A 17259-nucleotide genomic window follows, 5' to 3' on the forward strand; every position below is an offset into this window, starting at 1 on the left:
GCGTCACCGCTGGGCAGGTCAGCGCAGGTCGGCGCGCGGCGCCATCATCCTGCGCGAAACCAGCGACTGCACGCCGCCGCCGGTGTCTTGTGGCGTCCGGGAAACCCGCCAAGTTCCGGCGCTCTTCTTGGGGACCCGTTCAGCGTTGGTAGGCCTAGGCCTGGCCGGTGCCGCGGTAGGCCTCGACCGGAATCGGGTCGACGCCCTGCTGTATCCGGTCGGTGTAGAGGCGTCCGTGCAGGTGGTCGATCTCGTGGCCGACCAGGCGGGCGAGGCGACCAGGCCCATGAATCGGGCGTCTGGCTCAACTGTCACGAGACCCTAGACGGGTGTTTCGGCGGCGGTGGGAGGCTGGTCGAGCCGTTCGATGCGCGCTGGCAGGTGTTTGTGCCAGGGAGTGGCGGAGAAGGGGTCGCGTCGTCGGGAGTCGGTGAGTTCGTTGAGCGCCACGCCTGTTCGGTTGAGCGGCTCGCGATCGGGTCGTGTTGTGGCTGGTTGGGCAGGCAGGCGTGGCCGGGTTGGAGCCGGTCGTCGATCTCGGCTTTGCTCACGGCGCGGCCGCGGGCCGTGGTGATCACGACGTGGTCTCCGTCGGAGATGTGGAGGCGTTCGGCGTCTGGTGGGCTGATGCGCACCGCACCGTCGGGGTCGCGCCGGCGCCAGGTGGTGTCGCGGAAGATGGTGTTGGCGGTGAAGGCTCGCCGCTGCCCGGCGACCAGGACGAAGGGGTAGTCGTCGCTGGTGTGCGTGGTCGGGGTGTCGGGCAAAGCCGCGAGGGTGTCCGAGGAGTTCGGGGATGTGCAGTGGGATGCGGCCGGAGGTGTGGCGCACGTGGGTCCATGCGTCTTCGGCGCGGTCGAGGGTGAAGGTGACGCCGGAGCGGTTGTCCAGGATGGCGGTGAAGAGGTCGTCGGCGGAGCGGTGCCTGGCGCGTCTCATGGCGTCGGGGTACTCCCGGGACACGCGCAGTGCCAGCCCCCACAGCACCGCTGCCGCTTGCGCGCCGTCGGGCAGCGCGCGGCCAAGGGTCTGGTAGAGCAGATACGGAGCCATTGCCAGGGTCGACCGGTCGGCGGCGATCATGGCCGCGACGACGGCCTTGAAAACAGGGCGGCCGAGTCGCAACGCCGCTCGCAGGAGTTTCACCTTGTGTCGGGGGGCCGCGCCTAGGGCTTGGAGGAGGCGGCTGTAGATCTCGGGCTCGGGCAGGGTCCCGGGCGGCGGGTCCAGGACCGGAGCGCGCAGCTGGAAGGTGTTGCCGGGGAACTCGAAGTTGAAGAACGTCGCCTCCCACTTCTCGAACTGGGTGCTGGCCGGAAGCACATAGTGCGCGAGCCGCCCGGTTTCGGTCAGGGCGACGTCGACCACGACCACCAGGTCGAGCGCCGCCAGGGCCCGCCTGAACTCCGCGGAGTCGGCGAGGGAGTGAGCGGGATTCGAAGAATCGATCACCATGGCGCGGAAGCGCTGCGGATGATCGTTGAGGATCTCGGCGGCGATGACGTTGCACGGCACGAGCCCTGCGGGCATGGGCGTGCCGGTGACCGGTGTGCGCTGCACGTCGGTGTCGTAGCGGCCCAGCGGCGCGAACCAGGTGTGGGGTTGCATCGCGCCGGGCTTGCCGAAGTTGCCGGTCAGCAGCCACATGAGCTTGTTGAGGTAGGAGATGAGGGTGCTGTTGGGGCCCTGCTGGACACCGAGGTCCTCATAGGTGGAGACGCTGCCGGCGGTGGCGATGCGGTGAGCCACCTGGCGGAGGGTCGCCTCGGCGATGCCGCATACCTCTGCGTACGCGCTCACCTCGACCCTGCGCAGGACGTCCAGGACGCAAGCCTGGTCGCTGAGGTGCTCGGAGGCGAAGTCGTGGTCCAGCAGGTCGTCTTGAACGATGACGCCGACGATGGCCGCCAGGCACCAGGCGTCAGTGCCGGGCCGGACCTGCAGATGGATGTCGGCAAGGTCGGCGGTCTCAGAACGGACGGGGTCGATGACGATCATGGTCCGGTCGGGGTTCCTGGCGATCTCCTTCAGCACTGTCCGGGCGCGTGTGACGCCGTGACTCTGCCACGGGTTCTTGCCGATGAAGACCGAGACCTGGGCGTGCTCGAAGTCACCGTGGGTGTGACCGCCGGTGAGATGAGCGTCGACCCAGGCCTCGCCACACTTCTCCTGCGCCAGCGGGTTGGACCGGTACCGCGCTCCCAGAGCGTGCTGCAAAGGTTGGCGGTAGGCGCCGCCCAGATGGTTGCCCTGCCCGCCGCCGCCATAGAAGAAGATGCTCTTCCCGCCGTGGGCATCGCGCACCGCCGCCAGCCGGGAGGCGATCTCGCTGATCGCGGTGTCCTAGCTGACCTCGGTGAACGTTCCGTCCTGCTCGCGACGCAGCGGGCTGGTCAGCCGGCGTCCGCCGTTTTGATAGTGGTCCAGGCGCAGGGCCTTGTTGCAGGTGTAACCGTGGCTGGACACATGGTCCTTGTCGCCGCGGATCTTGGCGAATCGGCGGCCCTCGGTCTGGATCTGGATTCCGCAGTTGTTCTCGCACAGGATGCAGGCGCTCTTGTGCCAGGTGGCCTCGGCCGGGTGCATCATCTGCTCCTCCTGCTCATCGACAGGCCTGCGTCTGCGCCGGTTCGGGTGCGGGCCGGCCGTTGCCTCAGCCAAGGGGGTTGTCTTTGTCCTGCAGGGCCGCCAGAGCGGGTGCGTACATGCGGGTCTTGATGGTGCCGAGGGTGGTGCCGGCCTTGCCCACCTGGGACTGGGCGATATCCACCGCGGTCTGGCGCACGGCGTCCTGGTCCACCGCGCGGTCGACGATGGCGGCGTCGAGGGCGTCGTGGCCGCCGTAGCGGCGGGCGGTGGTCATGGCCTCGTGCGCGGTCTGCGGGGCCAGCCGGGCCTGGATGAGCGCGGACATGCCCCAGGTGAAAGGGATGTCGATGTCGGCTTCGGGCAGGCACCAGTAGCCGCGGTCGGCGCGCATCACACGGAAGTCGTGGGCCAGGGAGAGCATCGCGCCGGCGGCGAAGGTGTGCCCCTGCAGGGCGGCCACCGTGACCACCGGCAGCGACAGCACCCGGGCCAACAGCTCGTGGACGCCGATGACGTAGTCCTGGTGCTGGTCGGCGTGGGCGACCAGCCAGTCCAGATCCAGGCCGTTGGAGAAGAACTTCCCCGTGGCGGCGGTCACCAGCCCCCGGGATCCCTCAGACTTCTCCACCTCGTCCAACGCCGCGTTGACCGAGGCGATCCAATCGGGGTGGAAACGGTTCTCGCCGTCCCCCAGATCGAGGATGAAAACACCGTCGTGGCGGTCGAGCGTGGGCATGGCGACTCCTTCAAAGCTCAGATAGGCAGGGTCCGGGGTGGTGGTAGGTCACGGCCGCGGCCGGGGGCCTAGGGCTGGTGGCCTGTGGTCTCGGGCCGGGGGCCTGTGGTCTCGGTCCGGTCGCGGCAACCGGGCGGCGGGATGGCCAGGACCGCGCGGACCGCGGCCTCCAGCCGTTCACGGCTGTCGGCGTCGATGAGCGCGGTTCCCTCAGCGGCGCGGTGGGCGGCGGGCGCGGTGAGGGCGCGACTGAACACGGCGGTGGGCACATCGACCACGCACAAGGTGATCACGGCGACGCTCGGCGCATCGGACCGGTCCCACAGGCCACGGGCCAGCCGGGACAGCAGGGCTAGCAACCGCTTGTCCAGCGCCAGCAGTTCATCGGCCAACTCCTCAGGCAGTTGCGGGCCGAGCAGTTGTTCACGGCTTACGGTCATCAGCATCCGGGCCGCCGCGGGACGGCGCAGCGCGAACCGGGCGGGCGCGTCGGCCGCCGCGACCACGGCGTCCACCGCCGCCTCGGCCTGCGGTCCCGCCGAGCTCAACGCCACCTCCACCAGCGCTGCCTGCTGGTCGAGGAAGTCGGTCGCCGCACGCAGCCATACCCGCCCCAGCAGGGCTGGCAGCGACCCGAACGCGTGGTAAATCGCCCCGTTCGACACTCCCGTGACGGCCGCCAGGCTCCGGACGGTGACGCCGCCGGGACCCAGCTCGGCCACCCGCCGCTCGGTGGCGTCCAGCACCAGGTCGAGATCGTGAATCCGTGGTCGTGCCATACCCCAACAGTAACAGAACACGCGCTCTGTTACTGACAGTGAATACCGACGCTCCCCGGCCTCATCGCCGGCGGACCAGATCTACACACGAAGGGAAGACGCATCACGGCACGGCACCATCCGGAAACGCTGTCGATTTCCGTAGTGCCCTGGACAGTCGACCTGGGGTGATGAACCGGATTGCAGAGGACTTCGGATCGTCGTGCTGTCCGTACTCCTATGCACGGTGAACATCAACCCGTACGGCACGTTCCGGCTGGAGATGGACAAGCGGCTCGATCTCGCGCCCGTGACAGTTCCCCGTACCCGGTAGGCAGGCGCAGCCGCCACGGCACGCGCAAGGCGGTCAGTGCCACGAGTGTCAGACGTCCTTTCCGGGACGGCTGGTGTGAAGGCGTTCCCAGAGGCGGACCAAATGCGCGTGCAGGGCGTCCTCGGCCTCCTCAGCGGTCAGGTGCCCTATGAGCACATGGCTGGTCAGGCCGTCCGCGAGGGCGAGCAGGGCCCGGGCCTCGCGCTGCGGATTGAACGTCGCAGGGTCATCGTCGGCCGGGCCGCTCTCGCTAGCCTCCGTGATGAGGCGGACGAGGAGGCCCTGGAGAGCCGCGTAACTGATTCTGAGTTTGGCGGCGAGTGGCTCGCTGACGGCGGCCTGGGCAACGAACGCGAGCCACACCCGTGCCTCGGCGCGGTGCTGTCTGTGGAGCAGGGCGATCTCGGTGGCCGCGTGGCCAAGGGCGGTAGCGGCCGACCGGGCCGGGCTGCTGGACAGGCGGGCGCGTACACGTTCGGTGATGCGCTCGCCGACGTGGTCGACGGCGAACAGGAGCATCTCCTCCTTGTTGCGGAAGCAACGCTGAACGGCACCCAGGGAGACCTCCGCTCGGGTGGCGACGTCGCGCATGGTCACCCCCTCAGGTCCGTGTTCGTCAGCGAGGAGGCAGACGGCCTCGGCGATCCGTCGGCGTCGGCTCTCGTAGTCCACCTGCTTGGGCATGTTCGGGCGCCTCCTTTTCCGATACGAGCGTATCGCTTCTGGGTTATGGTTCCGATGCGAGCGCTTCGACATATGAACGGGGAGGACAAGAATCGTGCGGGATGCCCTATGGAAGATGCCGGCCGCAGCCCAGGCAGAGGCAGTCCGGAACGGAGACGTATCGGCTGTCGAACTGGTCGACAGCCACCTGGATCGCATCGCCGACGTCAACCCGCAGGTCAACGCGGTCACGCAGTTGATGGCCGAGCGCGCCCGTGAAGCCGCGGCGCAGACGGATCTGCGCCGGGCCGCAGGCGAAGAGCTGGGGCCTCTGGCAGGGGTGCCGTTCACGGTGAAGGAGACCACCGCCGTCGAAGGTGTGCCGACCACGATGGGAATCGCGCGCTTCCGCGATCTGGTGGCGACGGCCGACGCACCCCCGGTGGCCCGGCTGCGTGCCGCCGGAGCCATACCGATCGGGCACAGCAACATACCCACCCTGATCCTGGCCGGGATGCATACCCGCAGCGAACTGTTCGGCGACACCGTCAACCCGTGGGACCGGAGCCGGACTCCGGGAGGCTCCAGCGGCGGCGACGGAGTGGCCGTAGCCACCGGCATGGCCGCGCTCGGGCTCGGCAACGACTCCGGCGGATCAGTACGAATCCCGGCCTCGTTCTGCGGCGTGGTGGGACTGAAGCCCACCGCCGGGCGCTTCCCCGCCGACCACCGTATTCTCGGCCCGGACGACCCAGGACCGGCCTCACAGATGCTGGTCACCGACGGGCCCCTGGCCCGCAGGATCGCCGACCTGCGGCTGGCATACGAGGCGCTGGCCGGGACCGACCCGCGGGACCCGCGGGCCGTACCGGTGCCCGTCCGTGGTGAGCCGCTGCCGGGACCGGTGAAGGTCGCGGTCGTCGTCGATCCCGGCGGCCACGGCGTCCACTCCGCAGTCCGCGGTGCTGTCGCGGCCGCGGCCGGCGCGCTGCGGGACGCCGGGTACGACGTGCGGGAGATGGCGGACGTTCCGCGGCTGGATGAGGCACTTGAGGCGTACCACCGGATCGTCGTGACCGAATTTGCCCCGACCTGGCCGGTGGTGCGGACACTGCTCGGCGAGGGCGGAGATCGCTACATCGAGATGACGATGGAGAAGACCCCACCCGCGACCGCAGCGGAGTTCATGCAGCTGATGGGGGTCTGGCTGGGCATCCGCCGCTCCTGGGCGGAGTTCCTCGACGAGTACCCGCTGCTGCTCGGGCCGGTGTTCACAGAGCCGGCCGTCGAGCCGGGGCTGGAGTCACGCGACCAGGCAGGACGGGAACGAGTCGGCTCGGGCATGCGCCTGTGCACGGTGACCAGCTTCGCGGGCGTACCCGGGGTCGCCGTACCGACCGGAGTGACCGACGGCCTGCCGTCCGGCGTGCAGATCGTCGGGCGCGCGTTTCGGGAGGACCTGTGCCTGGATGCCGCCCAGGAGGTCGAGGACCGCCTCGGAGTGCTCACACCGATCGACCCTCGCCCGGAAGTCCCAGCGGCCGCGCGGTAGGCAGTGCTACGACAGTCCCCGAGGCGTTCCTGCCTGTCGCCGCGGGCTGCGGGCGCGCCGATCTGCTGCCCTGGCCGTGATGACGGCGACAGGCCCGGCCGGCCCGGGCGGTTGAGGGGACAAGGACCGCTACGTCAGGGCCGCGAAGTCCGCGTGCGCCTGCTCCACGGCCTCGGGGTGGGCGCTGGCCTTCTCGTGCTCGGCGAGTGCCGGGTAGATGCTGGCCAGGGAGGGGTTCTGGCCCTTGTTCTTGCCGGTGGGGATGATCAGGTCCTTGCGGATGTCCTCGACGCGTTCGCCGGCGGCCTTGCGGCGCAGGACGGTGTGGAGCATGTCGTCGGTCATCACGGGGCGGCGGCCGCCGTGGTTGCCTTTGCGGGCGGCGGCGTCCAGGCCCTCCAGGGTCGCCTCGCGGATCGCTTCGCGTTCGGTCTCGGCCATCGCGGCGAAGAACCCGAACAGCATCCGGCCCGGCCCGGACGGGTCGTAGGTCCCCGCCAGCGGCCCGGCCAGCATCTCCAGGACCAGCCCGTGCGCGGTGAGATGGCCGGCCAGCGCGGTGAGCTCGGCGGCGTCACGGCCCCGCCGCTTCATCTCGTACACGGTGAGGATGACCCGGCAGTGCGGGGCGTGCGCCTTCACCTCGCGGGCGGCGGCGAGCGCGGCCTCGAACTGCGGGCGCACCTTCACCCGGGTGGAGATCTTCTCGGAGAAGATCTCCTCGCGCGGGATGCCGTGGCGGGCGAGCGCGTCCAGCTGCGATTGGAGCTCCTGGGTGAGGGAGGAGCAGCGGGCGTAGCCGATCCGGATGTCGGCGGTCGGCCGGTCGGGGTCGATCGGCGCGGGCGGAGGGGTCCCCGGCCGCCACGGCTGCCCCGGTCCCCGATCAGCCGGCGTCTGGACCCGCAGCAGCTTCGCCAAGCGGGGAACCTTCACGAACCGGCCGGTGTGGTAGGTCCCGGCCACCGCACCCGAACGCCACCGGCACGGCGAACCGGCCTCCACGCCACATCGCGGGCCTGTTCCCGGGCATGTCTGCTGACACCGATTCCAGAGCCCGCCGCTGAGTAGGGTGGGTGGCCGCGCCCACAGGATGGAACGCGACCACCTCCCTCCGAACCCGACGTGCCCCTTTCGAGGCATCAGGCTCTCCGGTAGTGAGGAGGGTTCCTCTGTCGGTCATGCTGGCCTCCTGGCGAGGTCAGCCAGCCCCATGCCGTCGTAGGCGCCGTTGTGGATTTTCACGTGGCACCCGTGGCAAACCGGGATCTGCTTGCGATTCAGGGCGGCCATGGTCCGGGTGAACCCGGTGACCTTGTTACCCATCTTGCGGATGTGGCGGACGTGGTGCATCTGCACCCTGTCTGTTGATCCGCATACGCAGCAGATCCGGCCGAGGCTGCTCTTGGTACGCAACCCCCAATTGGCCGCGCCGATGTCCGAGGCGACCGCTCTCTTCCTGCCGGCATGACTGACTCGCGGCCGTCTGTCGCATGTGGACCAGAACTATGTGCGGTCTGAGATCCATGTGGCGGCCGCGCAAGAGACCAGCGGCTCCACTGCGAAGCAGGAGGAACTGAGCCTCTGACCTTGCCGTTTACGCCGAATGGCGTAGTTCTTGTGGGGTGTCCGTTAACGTCTGACGTCATGATCATTGCTGACGATTTCGCCGTGGTGGCGCGGGATCCCGGGGTGGCGCTGGAGATGGTGAGGGCCGCTGACTGGGACGCGTTCGCGCCCGAGCGCGACCTGCCGCCGCTCCGTGACGCGCTCGCCGCGTTGGAACGGGCGCACGGCGTCACCGAGGCGCACCGCCATGCGACCGCGAAGATCAAGGCGTACGGCGCTCTGCTCCGCCATGCCGACACGCACCGGGCCGAGCTGCTGACGCACGTGCTCAGCCCCTGCGGCCGGTACCTGGCGATCGGCAGCGCGGTCGGTGAGGAGTTCGACGACGGCGGCGTGCTGCAGGTCTGGGAGGTCGCCACCGGCCGCTGCGTCAACGTCATCGACAGGATTCCCGGCGGCGTGGGTTGGGAGAGCGCGCGGCACATGATCCAGTGGTCGGCCGACGCCTCCCGGATCGCGGTGGTGCACGACAAGTCGATGGTGGGGGTCTGGGAACCGTTCCGCGACCAGGAGGGCCTCTGGGGTGCGCCGATCGTCCAGGTGGACGTGAGTGACTCGCGACCGCGCTTCGCCTTCGCGCCAGACGGCGAACGTGTGGTGATGTGGGGCGGCTGGCACCGGAAGGACCAGCGAGGCCGGCTCTTCCCGCTGGACGACGTCGAGGCCGTCGAGGCTCTGGTGCCGGTCGAGTCGCTGTCCGATGAGATGCTCGCCGTACTCGACGGAGAGCCGCTCTCCCTCGACTGGTCCGCGTGGTCGAAGGATGGCGAGCGGGTCTACGGGGTCTACAGGTACGAGGCGTCCGGGTGGGGATGCTCCATTGACGTCGCCGCGCGCAGGGTCGTCTGGCTGAGGGACACTCACGACCTCGACGGCCCGCTGCCGGCCTGGAGTCCGGACGAACGGGCTCCTTGCCCACCAGCGGAACGGTCAGCTGACGATCAGCGACGCGGTGACCGGGGAACCGGTGGCGGTGCACGCTGCCCGCCCGGGTGCCGAACTGCTCTCCTGGGGCCCGGCCGGACGGCTGGCGATCGTGACGCCCGTCGGCAACGACGAAGGCGAACGCCCGAGCGTGAGCATCGTCAAGGCGACCGGCGAGCACGACTACGACTTGGATCTGGCGCTCAGCCCGACGGGGTACAACACGCCCGACCTCACCGCGTGGGCATGGTCGCCGGACGGCGGCCGCGCCGCCTGCCTGACCGGCGAGGGCCGGATCGAGATCTGGGACTTGGGTGAACGCCCCGAGCGAACCCGGGCGGTCGAGATACCGGAGGACGCGGACGGGGTGCTGTGGGGTGCGGACGACGTGCTCGTCATCGTCACCTCGTTCGACGAGGACGGCGGGACGATCCCGGGGCTGCGGTTCGTCAAGGCCGGGACCGGTGAGGTGGTCGGCCCATTCCAGTTCCTGCGGGAGCCGCCCGGACCGAACCCCCTGAATCTGGACGGAGAGGACATCGGTGTGGACTTCGAGCCCCATCCCGCGTTCGCGCTGGACGCGCGCACCTGGGGAGTCGCGTTCGAGCCCGGCTTGGTCATCGCCCCTCCCGGCCGGGAAAGCGACCTGGACGCGCTGCTCGCCTGGTCGGTGGACCGCAGGTTCGCCTGGCCGGTCCGCTGGGGCGGCCTGGAGATCTTTCCGAACGCTCCCGCGGCCGCTGACGGAGCCGCCCCTCCCCTCGACGAACTCGTCGAACCCTTCCAAGGCAGCGCACCGGCCGAGCCGTCCGCGTGGCCGCCACCGGAGACCGCCACCTTCGAGGACCTGCTCCATCTCGCCGGCGAGGTGGTCGAGCAGGTCAGGGCGAGCGACCCGGAAGGCGTCCATACCCCCGGGGCTGTCACGCGAGATCGCGATCCTGTACGCGCAGCGGAACGGGGCCGAGCGGGCGCGGCGGTTCGTCGAGCTCTGCCCCGACCGCCTGCGACCCCAGGTAGCCCCGCAGATCGAGAAGATCCTGAGGAAGGCAGAACGGCTGGACGCGGCACCTCCGGCACCCGAGCCGCCGACCCCGATGGAGATCGCTGACCTCGTTGAGGCTCACGAGAAGTTTCTCCGTACGCCCCGCGGTCAACGTTCGGGCGCGAACGCCGAGCTGGTTCGGCAGGCCGCCCACGCCCGCCACATCTCCGCCGTTCTCGATCTGCTCGAGCAGGCGCCGCTGGAGACCTACCTTGGCCTCGGCTCTCACGACAGGTACTACTTGACGCTGTGTGCCCTCCGGATCATCGCCACCGGCTCCGACAAGGAGATCCAGCGCTGATCAACAAGGCCGTGACGTGCCGAGGCCGCCGGGCAGCGTGACCGAAGCGTGCATCAAACACCCTTCAGAACACGATCAAGTGCCGCCCCACCTGCAGGTCCCCAGTGAGGTTTGCCGCCGGGAAGACCCCGATCTCCGTTCTGCCCCATGAGCATCAGGAAGAGGCTCTTCATACGGCCAGCCCGCGGGCGCGCCGAAACATCGGCATGCCGATCATCCCCGGATGACCAGGTGAGCCTGGACGGGCCTCGTGCCACGACTCCTCTCAGGATGGGACCAAGTCGATGGCACTCCGGACCGGTCCCGATGATCGTGCGGCAGGATGGATGTCGGCTGGTAGCGATGGCGCAACAGTTCTTCATTTTGTGGCATTTGGTGGAATGCCGCTCGGACCCCGGCCATGACCACCTCTATTTCCAGGGGGTGGTTTTGTCTGGGGCAGCGCGACTGTGGGCGCGCGTTGGTGTCGCTGGCGTATCTCGGCCGGGCCGGTTCCCCAGTGTTGGGTGAACCGGTGGTCGAGGTAGGCCAGAACCTGGTGCCGGGTCATCGTTTGCAGCCCGCCGGGGCACGAACGTCGTGCCTTGATGACGCGGGCGCCGTTGATGTCGGCATGCAGGGTCTTGCCGCAGAACCTGCATGCGAAGCGGTCCTGTGTGCGGCGGTTACGGGCGTGGACGAACCCGCACCCGGAGCATTGGCGGGAGGTGTGGGCGGGGTTGATGGTGGTCACGGTGATGCCGTGGTCCTGGGTGAGGGCGGCCAGGCGCCGTTTGAGGACGGCGCGTCCGGCGCGGGAGGCGCCGCAGGGTCGCGGACAGGCCCTTGCCGCGGAAGTCGAGGTCTTCGACGACCAGTTCGCGGATGTCGTGTGCGGTGAGCCGGTTGAGGATCCGGCCGATCTCGTTCTCGGCGTAGCGGCGGATCCGCTTGGTGAGGTTGCGCCAGCGTTTGCTGTCGCGGAACCGGACACCGCGCTGGGACAGGCGGGCCTGCAGGGTGGTGAGCTCGGCGTCGCGGGCCCGTAGCCACGGGTACAGGGCCTGCCCGAGGCGCTGGCCGTGGCTGGTGGTGAGCAGGTTGCACAGCCCCCAGTCCAGCCCGACCACTTCACCCTGCGTGCGGGGCTGGGACTTGGGGGAGGTTTTGACCAGCCGGATGGTGACCTCACCGTCGTCCGCACCGTCGCCGTCGGAGACGGCGACCTGTACCACGCTGGACAGTTCCCCAGCTTGTGCGTCGAAATAGCGGCTGGTCTGCAGGGGGATGCGGACCGGGGCGCCGGCTCCGGGCAGGCGGGAGATCCGCAGCCACCACGCGAACGATCCCCCGTTGGTGGCGCCGGCGGAGTCCTCACGCTGGGCGATCGGGCCGTCGAACAACATCGTGCGGACCCGCGCCAGGTTCGGGAACGGATGATCGATGCGCAGCGCCTGCTCGGCCAGGCGGCGTGCCAGCGCCAAGTCCTCGAGCGTGGCGGTGAACACACCGCCACCATCCTGCCCACCGGTGCGGCTGGTAGTGGTGTATTCGGAGCGGAACCAGGCCCGTCCAGCGTTGATGCGGAACAGGTTGCTCTTGCGTTCGGCCGGGACATCCAGCGCGGCGATCAACGCGCGGATCTTGGGGACGGCGGCTCCGGACCATGCGGCCAGGGCCTGGTTGACCTGGTTGGCCACCGGATCCTGCGCAGTGACGAACGCGGAACCATCGAGGTCTGGGAACTCGATCACGGCCTGCGGCGTATCCGCCTGGAAGGGCACGACGGCCGTATCCCGTGGATCGCCCTCGACGAGGCTGGACGGATTGCCCTGTCGGCTGGTGAGGACGCCTCCGTCCGGCTCTGGGACCTTCCATCCGGACGTTGTGCGCGGGTGCTGCGCGGCCACGACGGTCCGGTTGAAGCGGTGGCAGTAGACGCCAGCGGGCGCGTTGGGTTTTCCGTGGGCGCCGACATGCTCGTTCGTGTGTGGGACCTCGCCACCGGAAAGTGCCGCGCGGAACTCGCTGGCCACACGGCCAAGCCGACCACGCTGGTGGCCGACCGCGACGGGCGATACCTCCTCACCGCGCCCAGGTGGGGCGAGGAAGGTCCGCGGCTCTGGGATGTCGCAGCGGGCCACTGCCTGTGCGAACTCCCTCTGGGCGCAACCACGCTTAGCCCGGACGGCACTGTGCTGGTGTCCGGCCACGATGACGGCGGCCTCCACCTGTGGGACCCACGAACGGGTAGTCACCGACGAACCCTGCACGCGCCTGACGAATCCGGCAAAGTAGGCCCACTGTGGACCGATGGAGACACCGCGATCGCCAGTCGGGAAGGCAGCGGAATCGAGGTGTGGGACCTGCACGCGGGCCGACGCACACTCCAGCGCGAGCAGTTGCCGTCGTTTCGGCAGGTGAGCCCCGATGGCCGGTTCGGCGTCTCCGGAGGATTCGACATGCTCGTACGGGTCTGGGATGTCCGCTCCGGTGGCCAGCTCGCCATGCTTGAAGGACACGACGAGGTCGTAGCGGGAACGCTACTCGCCGATGACGGCCATACCCTCGCATCATTCGACGGTGCGGGGTGCATCCTGATCTGGGACCTTGACTGGGACTACGACTTCACGCCGCCGCCCGACCGTTTTTGACCAGGCGGCGGCTTCTCTGTTTCTTCCCAGGCCAGGTCGAGCAGGAATACCCGTTGCCGTGCGGGGACCTGGTCGAACTGCGGGCGCGAGGAGATCCCGCGGAGCGCCCCGGGGGAACTCGACGAGGCGCTGCGCCACCCGCGCTCGGGTCCGCACGACCAGCCCCAAGACGTCCCAGGTGCTCAAGGCGTCAAGCTGTCAGGGGTTTGAGGTGATGGTGACCATGCGGTCGCTTCGTTATAGAGGGCGGCGAAGCAATAAAAGGTGCGGCCGAGGCTGGCTAAGGGTGTTCGTTGACCGGCGGTGGGCTGGTGGACGGGTTTCAGCAGGTGGTTCGCCTGGCTCGGGATGCTCGTTGGGCGCGGCTGTCAGCTTGCGGCGGAGGTCCGTCTTGCTGACTGTGACGTCAAGGCGTGGAGTACGGCGTCGAGCAGGCCCGGGAACAGCTTGTCCAGGTCGTCGCGCCGCAATCTGATCAGCCGTGTCCGTCCGTCCACGGTCGTGCGTGTGAGCCCTGCCTCGCGGAGGACGCGGTAGTGGTGCGACAGCGTGGACTTGTGCAGTTCGATGCCGGTGCCGAGAGGCAGGCAGGTCTCGTCGCCGTCGGCAAGCCGGGCGACGATCTCCAGCCGCGCCGGATCGGACAGCGCGTGCATGAGCTGGGCCAGCGTGATGTTCTCCGCTGGCGGGTGCGGTAGTTCGCGCATCGGTTCCTCCGTGCCTTTCGACGGGTCCACGGTAGCGTCCGTTTGATTGTTGGACAAATATCAAACTCGCCGTTAGTTTGATGATCGCCCAACAGTCCAACGGAAGGAACGATTGTGTTCGTGCGGTTGCTTCCCCTGGCGCTGGCCACGTTCGCGGTGGGCACCGATAACTTCGTCATCGCCGGGCTGCTGCCGGCGATGGCGGAGGATCTCGGTGTCACGGTTCCCGTCGCCGGGCAGCTGGTGACCGCGTTCGCCCTGACCTTCGCGATCTCGGCCCCTGTCCTGGGAGCGGCCACGAGCGGCATGAACCGGCGCACCGCGTTGCTGCTGGCCCTGGCCGTCTTCGTCGCGGGCAACGCCGCCACAGCGTTGAGCACCAGCTACACGTTCGTCCTGATCGCCCGCATCGTCACTGCGGCCGGCGCGGGCATCATCACCTCCGCCGCGTCCAGCTCAGCCGTGGCCTTGGTGCCGCCCGAACGGCGGGGAGGCGCGCTGGCGCTGGTCATGGGCGGTCTGAGCGCCTCGACCGCGCTCGGCCTGCCCATCGGTACGCTCATCGGCGGCACCAACTGGCGGCTCACGCTGTGGGCCGTCGCCGGAGCGGGGCTCGTCGCGGCCCTGGGCATCGCCGTTGGCCTGCCCAAGCTCACGCTGCCCGCCGCCGGGTTCCGCGCTCGCCTCGCCCCCATGAAACAGCCCTGGGTCTTGGGCGTCCTGGTCGTCACCATGACGGCGCTGGCCGGGTCGTACCTGCTCTACCCGTACGTGGCGGCCGCGACGGAGGGCCTGACCGGCGGATCGGCGACGACGCTCACCGTCCTGCTGCTCGCCTGGGGACTGGGCACGCTGACCGGGACCCTCATCGCGGGGCCCCTCACCGATCGACACCGTCCCGAACGCGTGCTGGCCGTGGCACTGCTCGCCGCGACGCTGGTGCTGGCGGTCAGCCCGATCATGATGGCCGACCTCGCGTCCGCCGTGGTGTGGGCCGCGCTCTGGGGTCTCTGCATCGGCATCCCCGTCGTTCCGCAGCAGCACCGCCTGGTTGCCCACGCGCCAGCCGCTTCGCCGATCCTGCTCGGCCTCAATTCCGCGGCGGTGTACGCCGGGATCGCGGTCGGCGGCGGCCTGGGAGGGCTCGCCCAGAACTGGATCACTCCGGCCCGGCTCGGGCTGCCCGCTGCGGCGATCACCGCACTGGCGTTCGCCCTCACCCTGGCAACGACCCGCCGCCCGGCCGCGCACGGCAACAGCACCGACGCCGGACACCGGCATCAGTCCACCGAGCCGGAACGAGCCTGACGCGGCTCCCGCACTTCACCAGTCACCCGACAAGTAAGGAACGACGATGACCGGATTCACCATGACCATCAACGGCGCGGCAGCGACGGGCGACGGAACGTTCGACGTCATCGACCCCGCCACAGGCGAAGTCTTCGCGCAGGCCCCGGACTCCGGGAGAGACCATCTGGACGCCGCGATGAACGCCGCCGCCGAGGCCTACCGCCACTGGAAGCTCGACGACAAGGCGCGACGACGCACCCTCCTTGACGCCGCCGACGTTCTGGAGTCCAACACCGAACGGCTCGCGCGGTTGCTCACGTCCGAGCAGGGCAGGCCCCTTCCCGAAGCGCGCGCCGAGATCGGCTGGGCCACCGCGTGGCTGCGCTACTACGCCGGCCTGGAGCTCCCGCGCGAGATCGTCCAGGACGACCGGAACGGCTTCGCCGAAGTGGTGCGCCGCCCGGTCGGCGTCGTGGCCGCGATCGTTCCGTGGAACCTGCCGATCATCCTCGCGGTCTGGAAGTTCGCGCCCGCGCTGCTGGCGGGCAACACCGTGGTCCTCAAGCCCTCACCGTTCACGCCGCTGGCCACCCTGGCGATGGGAGAGATGTTGCGCGAGGTCTTCCCGCCCGGCGTGCTGAACATCGTCAGCGGGCGGGATCCCCTCGGCGCCTGGATGACGGCGCACCCCACCCCGTGGAAGATCAGCTTCACCGGGTCGGTCGCGACCGGGATGAAGGTCGCCGCCGCGGCGGCCAAGGATCTCAAGCGCGTCACCCTGGAGCTGGGCGGCAACGATCCCGCCATCGTGCTCGAGGACGCCGATCCCGGCCGGATCGCGGGCGACGTCTTCACCGGCGCGTTCATGAACAACGGCCAGAACTGCATGGTGATCAAACGGGTCTACGTGCACGAGCGACGCCACGCCGAGCTGGTGGAGGCTCTCGCGGAACGAGCGAGGACAGCGCGTGTCGGGAGCGGGTTCGACGACGTTCAACAGGGCCCGATCGCCAATCGCCCGCAGTTCGACCGGGTATCCGAGCTGGTCACCGACGCCATCGCACACGGCGCGGTCGCCGCAGCCGGAGGACGGGCGCTGGACCGTCCCGGATACTTCTTCGCGCCCACCATCTTGACCGGTGTGGCGGACGGCATCCGCATCGTGGACGAGGAGCAGTTCGGCCCCGCCCTGCCCGTCATCGCCTACCGCGATCTGGACGATGTCGTCGACCGGGCCAACGCCACCCCCTACGGCCTGACCGCGTCGGTATGGACGAACGACGCCGCCCGAGCTGCGAACGTGGCGTCGCGGCTGGAGTGCGGGCAGGTCACGGTGAACGCCCACGGGAACGGCCTGCGCCCGGACCTTCCGTTCGGAGGCCACAAGCAGAGCGGGATCGGCGTGACCAACGGACCGTGGGGCCTTCACCGCTTTACCGAGCTCCAGGTCCTCACCGGCCCGGCAAGAATCGCGTGAACGCCGGAGAGTGAGCGACAAGCCGTCTGACCAGCCGCATGATCGCACGGCAGGTCGGCGAGCTCACCTGGCGACATCGATCAAACGAGCCAAGGTCAAGTCAAGGCTCTGGGCATCGCCCGGCGGCGGGCCGGCTGGATCCCACCAGCAGATCGCGCTGATCTCATCGTTCGGGACGAAGCCGTCATGCGGCCCCGCCTCGCCGAGATAGACGGCACCGTACTCGGGGCGCTGCTGCGCAACGAGCTGGAAGCGTGCATATCCAACCAACGCGAGCGCGGGCAGATCCAAGCCGGCTTCCTCGTACAGCTCACGGACCGCCGCCTGGTATGGGGTCTCGCCGGGATCGATCAAGCCGCCCGGCAGTTCCCAGCACTGACGGAACCGGTTGAACACCAACAGCAGCCGCGGGCCGTCCCAAACCGCAGCCAGCGCCAAAGGCAGCGGCTGAGGCGGATCCAGCACGTGAGATCCCTCTGCGGCGAAAGGCAGGAACCCCAGCAGCTCGTTACCCGCCTCGTCGGTGCAAGGAATCTCATCCACACCTCGATACTGCCCCCATCCGAACGGCCTGCGCTGCCGCGTCTCCATCGAGAGCTGGCTCCGCTCGTGAGGGGCCAT

18 protein-coding genes and 1 pseudogene are annotated in these 17259 nt (G+C 69.2%); 6 read left to right on the forward strand and 13 right to left on the reverse strand.

Going from position 1 to position 17259, the window contains the following annotated elements; translation table 11 throughout:
• Positions 1 to 154 precede the first annotated feature (154 nt).
• The 7 genes and pseudogenes from ACH34W_RS40995 to ACH34W_RS41025 form a co-directional block, all read right to left on the reverse strand.
• The gene (locus tag ACH34W_RS40995; protein WP_395966736.1) at positions 155 to 292 is read right to left on the reverse strand and encodes a peptide deformylase; all 138 of its coding nucleotides are present in this window, start codon (positions 290 to 292) and stop codon (positions 155 to 157) included.
• 19 nt (positions 293 to 311) lie between these two features.
• A complete protein-coding gene (locus ACH34W_RS41000; RefSeq protein WP_395966737.1) occupies positions 312 to 767 on the reverse strand; it encodes a molybdopterin dinucleotide binding domain-containing protein in 456 nt (151 codons plus the stop codon).
• Positions 768 to 1221: 454 nt separating this feature from the next.
• Positions 1222 to 2334: pseudogene (locus ACH34W_RS41005) on the reverse strand (molybdopterin-dependent oxidoreductase); the annotation flags it as partial.
• Between the two features lie 9 nt (positions 2335 to 2343).
• Positions 2344 to 2589, reverse strand: coding sequence for a hypothetical protein (locus ACH34W_RS41010; protein WP_395966597.1), 246 nt, complete (start codon positions 2587 to 2589; stop codon positions 2344 to 2346).
• Positions 2590 to 2653: 64 nt separating this feature from the next.
• Positions 2654 to 3325, reverse strand: coding sequence for an enoyl-CoA hydratase-related protein (locus ACH34W_RS41015; RefSeq protein WP_395966598.1), 672 nt, complete (start codon positions 3323 to 3325; stop codon positions 2654 to 2656).
• Between the two features lie 68 nt (positions 3326 to 3393).
• Positions 3394 to 4104 (reverse strand): TetR/AcrR family transcriptional regulator, encoded by a 711-nt coding sequence (locus ACH34W_RS41020; protein ID WP_395966599.1) that lies wholly within the window; start codon positions 4102 to 4104, stop codon positions 3394 to 3396.
• A 361-nt stretch (positions 4105 to 4465) separates the two neighbouring features.
• On the reverse strand, positions 4466 to 5101 hold the full coding sequence (locus ACH34W_RS41025) for a TetR/AcrR family transcriptional regulator (RefSeq protein ID WP_395966600.1): 636 nt from the start codon (positions 5099 to 5101) through the stop codon (positions 4466 to 4468).
• Positions 5102 to 5195: 94 nt separating this feature from the next.
• Between ACH34W_RS41025 and ACH34W_RS41030 the strand changes: the two genes are divergently transcribed.
• Positions 5196 to 6632, forward strand: coding sequence for an amidase (locus ACH34W_RS41030; RefSeq protein WP_395966601.1), 1437 nt, complete (start codon positions 5196 to 5198; stop codon positions 6630 to 6632).
• Positions 6633 to 6761: 129 nt separating this feature from the next.
• Here the strand turns inward: ACH34W_RS41030 and ACH34W_RS41035 are convergent, their stop codons facing one another.
• Together ACH34W_RS41035 and ACH34W_RS41040 are read right to left on the reverse strand one after the other, a co-directional pair.
• Positions 6762 to 7553, reverse strand: coding sequence for a recombinase family protein (locus tag ACH34W_RS41035; RefSeq protein ID WP_395966602.1), 792 nt, complete (start codon positions 7551 to 7553; stop codon positions 6762 to 6764).
• 258 nt (positions 7554 to 7811) lie between these two features.
• Positions 7812 to 8048, reverse strand: a complete 237-nt coding sequence (locus tag ACH34W_RS41040) for a hypothetical protein (protein ID WP_395966603.1) — start codon at positions 8046 to 8048, stop codon at positions 7812 to 7814.
• Between the two features lie 231 nt (positions 8049 to 8279).
• On the opposite strand from ACH34W_RS41040, the gene ACH34W_RS41045 reads away from it, so the two are divergent.
• Together ACH34W_RS41045 and ACH34W_RS41050 are read left to right on the forward strand one after the other, a co-directional pair.
• Positions 8280 to 9503: a hypothetical protein gene (locus ACH34W_RS41045; protein WP_395966604.1), complete on the forward strand. Its 1224-nt coding sequence runs from the start codon at positions 8280 to 8282 to the stop codon at positions 9501 to 9503.
• A gap of 779 nt (positions 9504 to 10282) precedes the next feature.
• Complete coding sequence (locus tag ACH34W_RS41050; RefSeq protein ID WP_395966605.1) at positions 10283 to 10531, forward strand: hypothetical protein; 249 nt, start codon at positions 10283 to 10285, stop codon at positions 10529 to 10531.
• A gap of 358 nt (positions 10532 to 10889) precedes the next feature.
• Here ACH34W_RS41050 and ACH34W_RS41055 read toward each other — a convergent pair whose 3' ends face one another.
• The gene (locus ACH34W_RS41055) at positions 10890 to 11264 is read right to left on the reverse strand and encodes a zinc ribbon domain-containing protein (RefSeq protein ID WP_395966606.1); all 375 of its coding nucleotides are present in this window, start codon (positions 11262 to 11264) and stop codon (positions 10890 to 10892) included.
• A complete protein-coding gene (locus tag ACH34W_RS41060; protein ID WP_395966741.1) occupies positions 11197 to 12420 on the reverse strand; it encodes a hypothetical protein in 1224 nt (407 codons plus the stop codon). The genes ACH34W_RS41055 and ACH34W_RS41060 overlap by 68 nt, the downstream gene beginning before the upstream one ends.
• Between ACH34W_RS41060 and ACH34W_RS41065 the strand changes: the two genes are divergently transcribed.
• On the forward strand, positions 12313 to 13164 hold the full coding sequence (locus ACH34W_RS41065) for a WD40 repeat domain-containing protein (RefSeq protein ID WP_395966738.1): 852 nt from the start codon (positions 12313 to 12315) through the stop codon (positions 13162 to 13164). The genes ACH34W_RS41060 and ACH34W_RS41065 overlap by 108 nt on opposite strands.
• Before the next feature lie 368 nt (positions 13165 to 13532).
• Here the strand turns inward: ACH34W_RS41065 and ACH34W_RS41070 are convergent, their stop codons facing one another.
• The gene (locus ACH34W_RS41070; protein ID WP_395966607.1) at positions 13533 to 13871 is read right to left on the reverse strand and encodes an ArsR/SmtB family transcription factor; all 339 of its coding nucleotides are present in this window, start codon (positions 13869 to 13871) and stop codon (positions 13533 to 13535) included.
• A gap of 120 nt (positions 13872 to 13991) precedes the next feature.
• On the opposite strand from ACH34W_RS41070, the gene ACH34W_RS41075 reads away from it, so the two are divergent.
• Positions 13992 to 15179: an MFS transporter gene (locus tag ACH34W_RS41075; RefSeq protein WP_395966608.1), complete on the forward strand. Its 1188-nt coding sequence runs from the start codon at positions 13992 to 13994 to the stop codon at positions 15177 to 15179.
• A 46-nt stretch (positions 15180 to 15225) separates the two neighbouring features.
• The gene (locus ACH34W_RS41080; RefSeq protein WP_395966609.1) at positions 15226 to 16638 is read left to right on the forward strand and encodes an aldehyde dehydrogenase family protein; all 1413 of its coding nucleotides are present in this window, start codon (positions 15226 to 15228) and stop codon (positions 16636 to 16638) included.
• A 63-nt stretch (positions 16639 to 16701) separates the two neighbouring features.
• Here ACH34W_RS41080 and ACH34W_RS41085 read toward each other — a convergent pair whose 3' ends face one another.
• Positions 16702 to 17259, reverse strand: coding sequence for an NUDIX hydrolase (locus tag ACH34W_RS41085; RefSeq protein ID WP_395966610.1), 558 nt, complete (start codon positions 17257 to 17259; stop codon positions 16702 to 16704).

It is taken from the genome of Actinomadura sp. 6N118, from assembly GCF_044326415.1.
Classification (GTDB): Bacteria; Actinomycetota; Actinomycetes; order Streptosporangiales; family Streptosporangiaceae; genus Spirillospora.

Coding starts and splice junctions, on each gene's coding strand:
- ACH34W_RS41010 (WP_395966597.1), bottom strand. CDS start 2,589: ATGATGCACCCGGCCGAGGCCACCTGGCACAAGAGCGCCTGCATCCTG.
- ACH34W_RS41015 (WP_395966598.1), bottom strand. CDS start 3,325: ATGCCCACGCTCGACCGCCACGACGGTGTTTTCATCCTCGATCTGGGG.
- ACH34W_RS41020 (WP_395966599.1), bottom strand. CDS start 4,104: ATGGCACGACCACGGATTCACGATCTCGACCTGGTGCTGGACGCCACC.
- ACH34W_RS41025 (WP_395966600.1), bottom strand. CDS start 5,101: ATGCCCAAGCAGGTGGACTACGAGAGCCGACGCCGACGGATCGCCGAG.
- ACH34W_RS41045 (WP_395966604.1), top strand. CDS start 8,280: ATGATCATTGCTGACGATTTCGCCGTGGTGGCGCGGGATCCCGGGGTG.
- ACH34W_RS41050 (WP_395966605.1), top strand. CDS start 10,283: ATGGAGATCGCTGACCTCGTTGAGGCTCACGAGAAGTTTCTCCGTACG.
- ACH34W_RS41070 (WP_395966607.1), bottom strand. CDS start 13,871: ATGCGCGAACTACCGCACCCGCCAGCGGAGAACATCACGCTGGCCCAG.
- ACH34W_RS41080 (WP_395966609.1), top strand. CDS start 15,226: ATGACCGGATTCACCATGACCATCAACGGCGCGGCAGCGACGGGCGAC.
- ACH34W_RS41085 (WP_395966610.1), bottom strand. CDS start 17,259: ATGGCCCCTCACGAGCGGAGCCAGCTCTCGATGGAGACGCGGCAGCGC.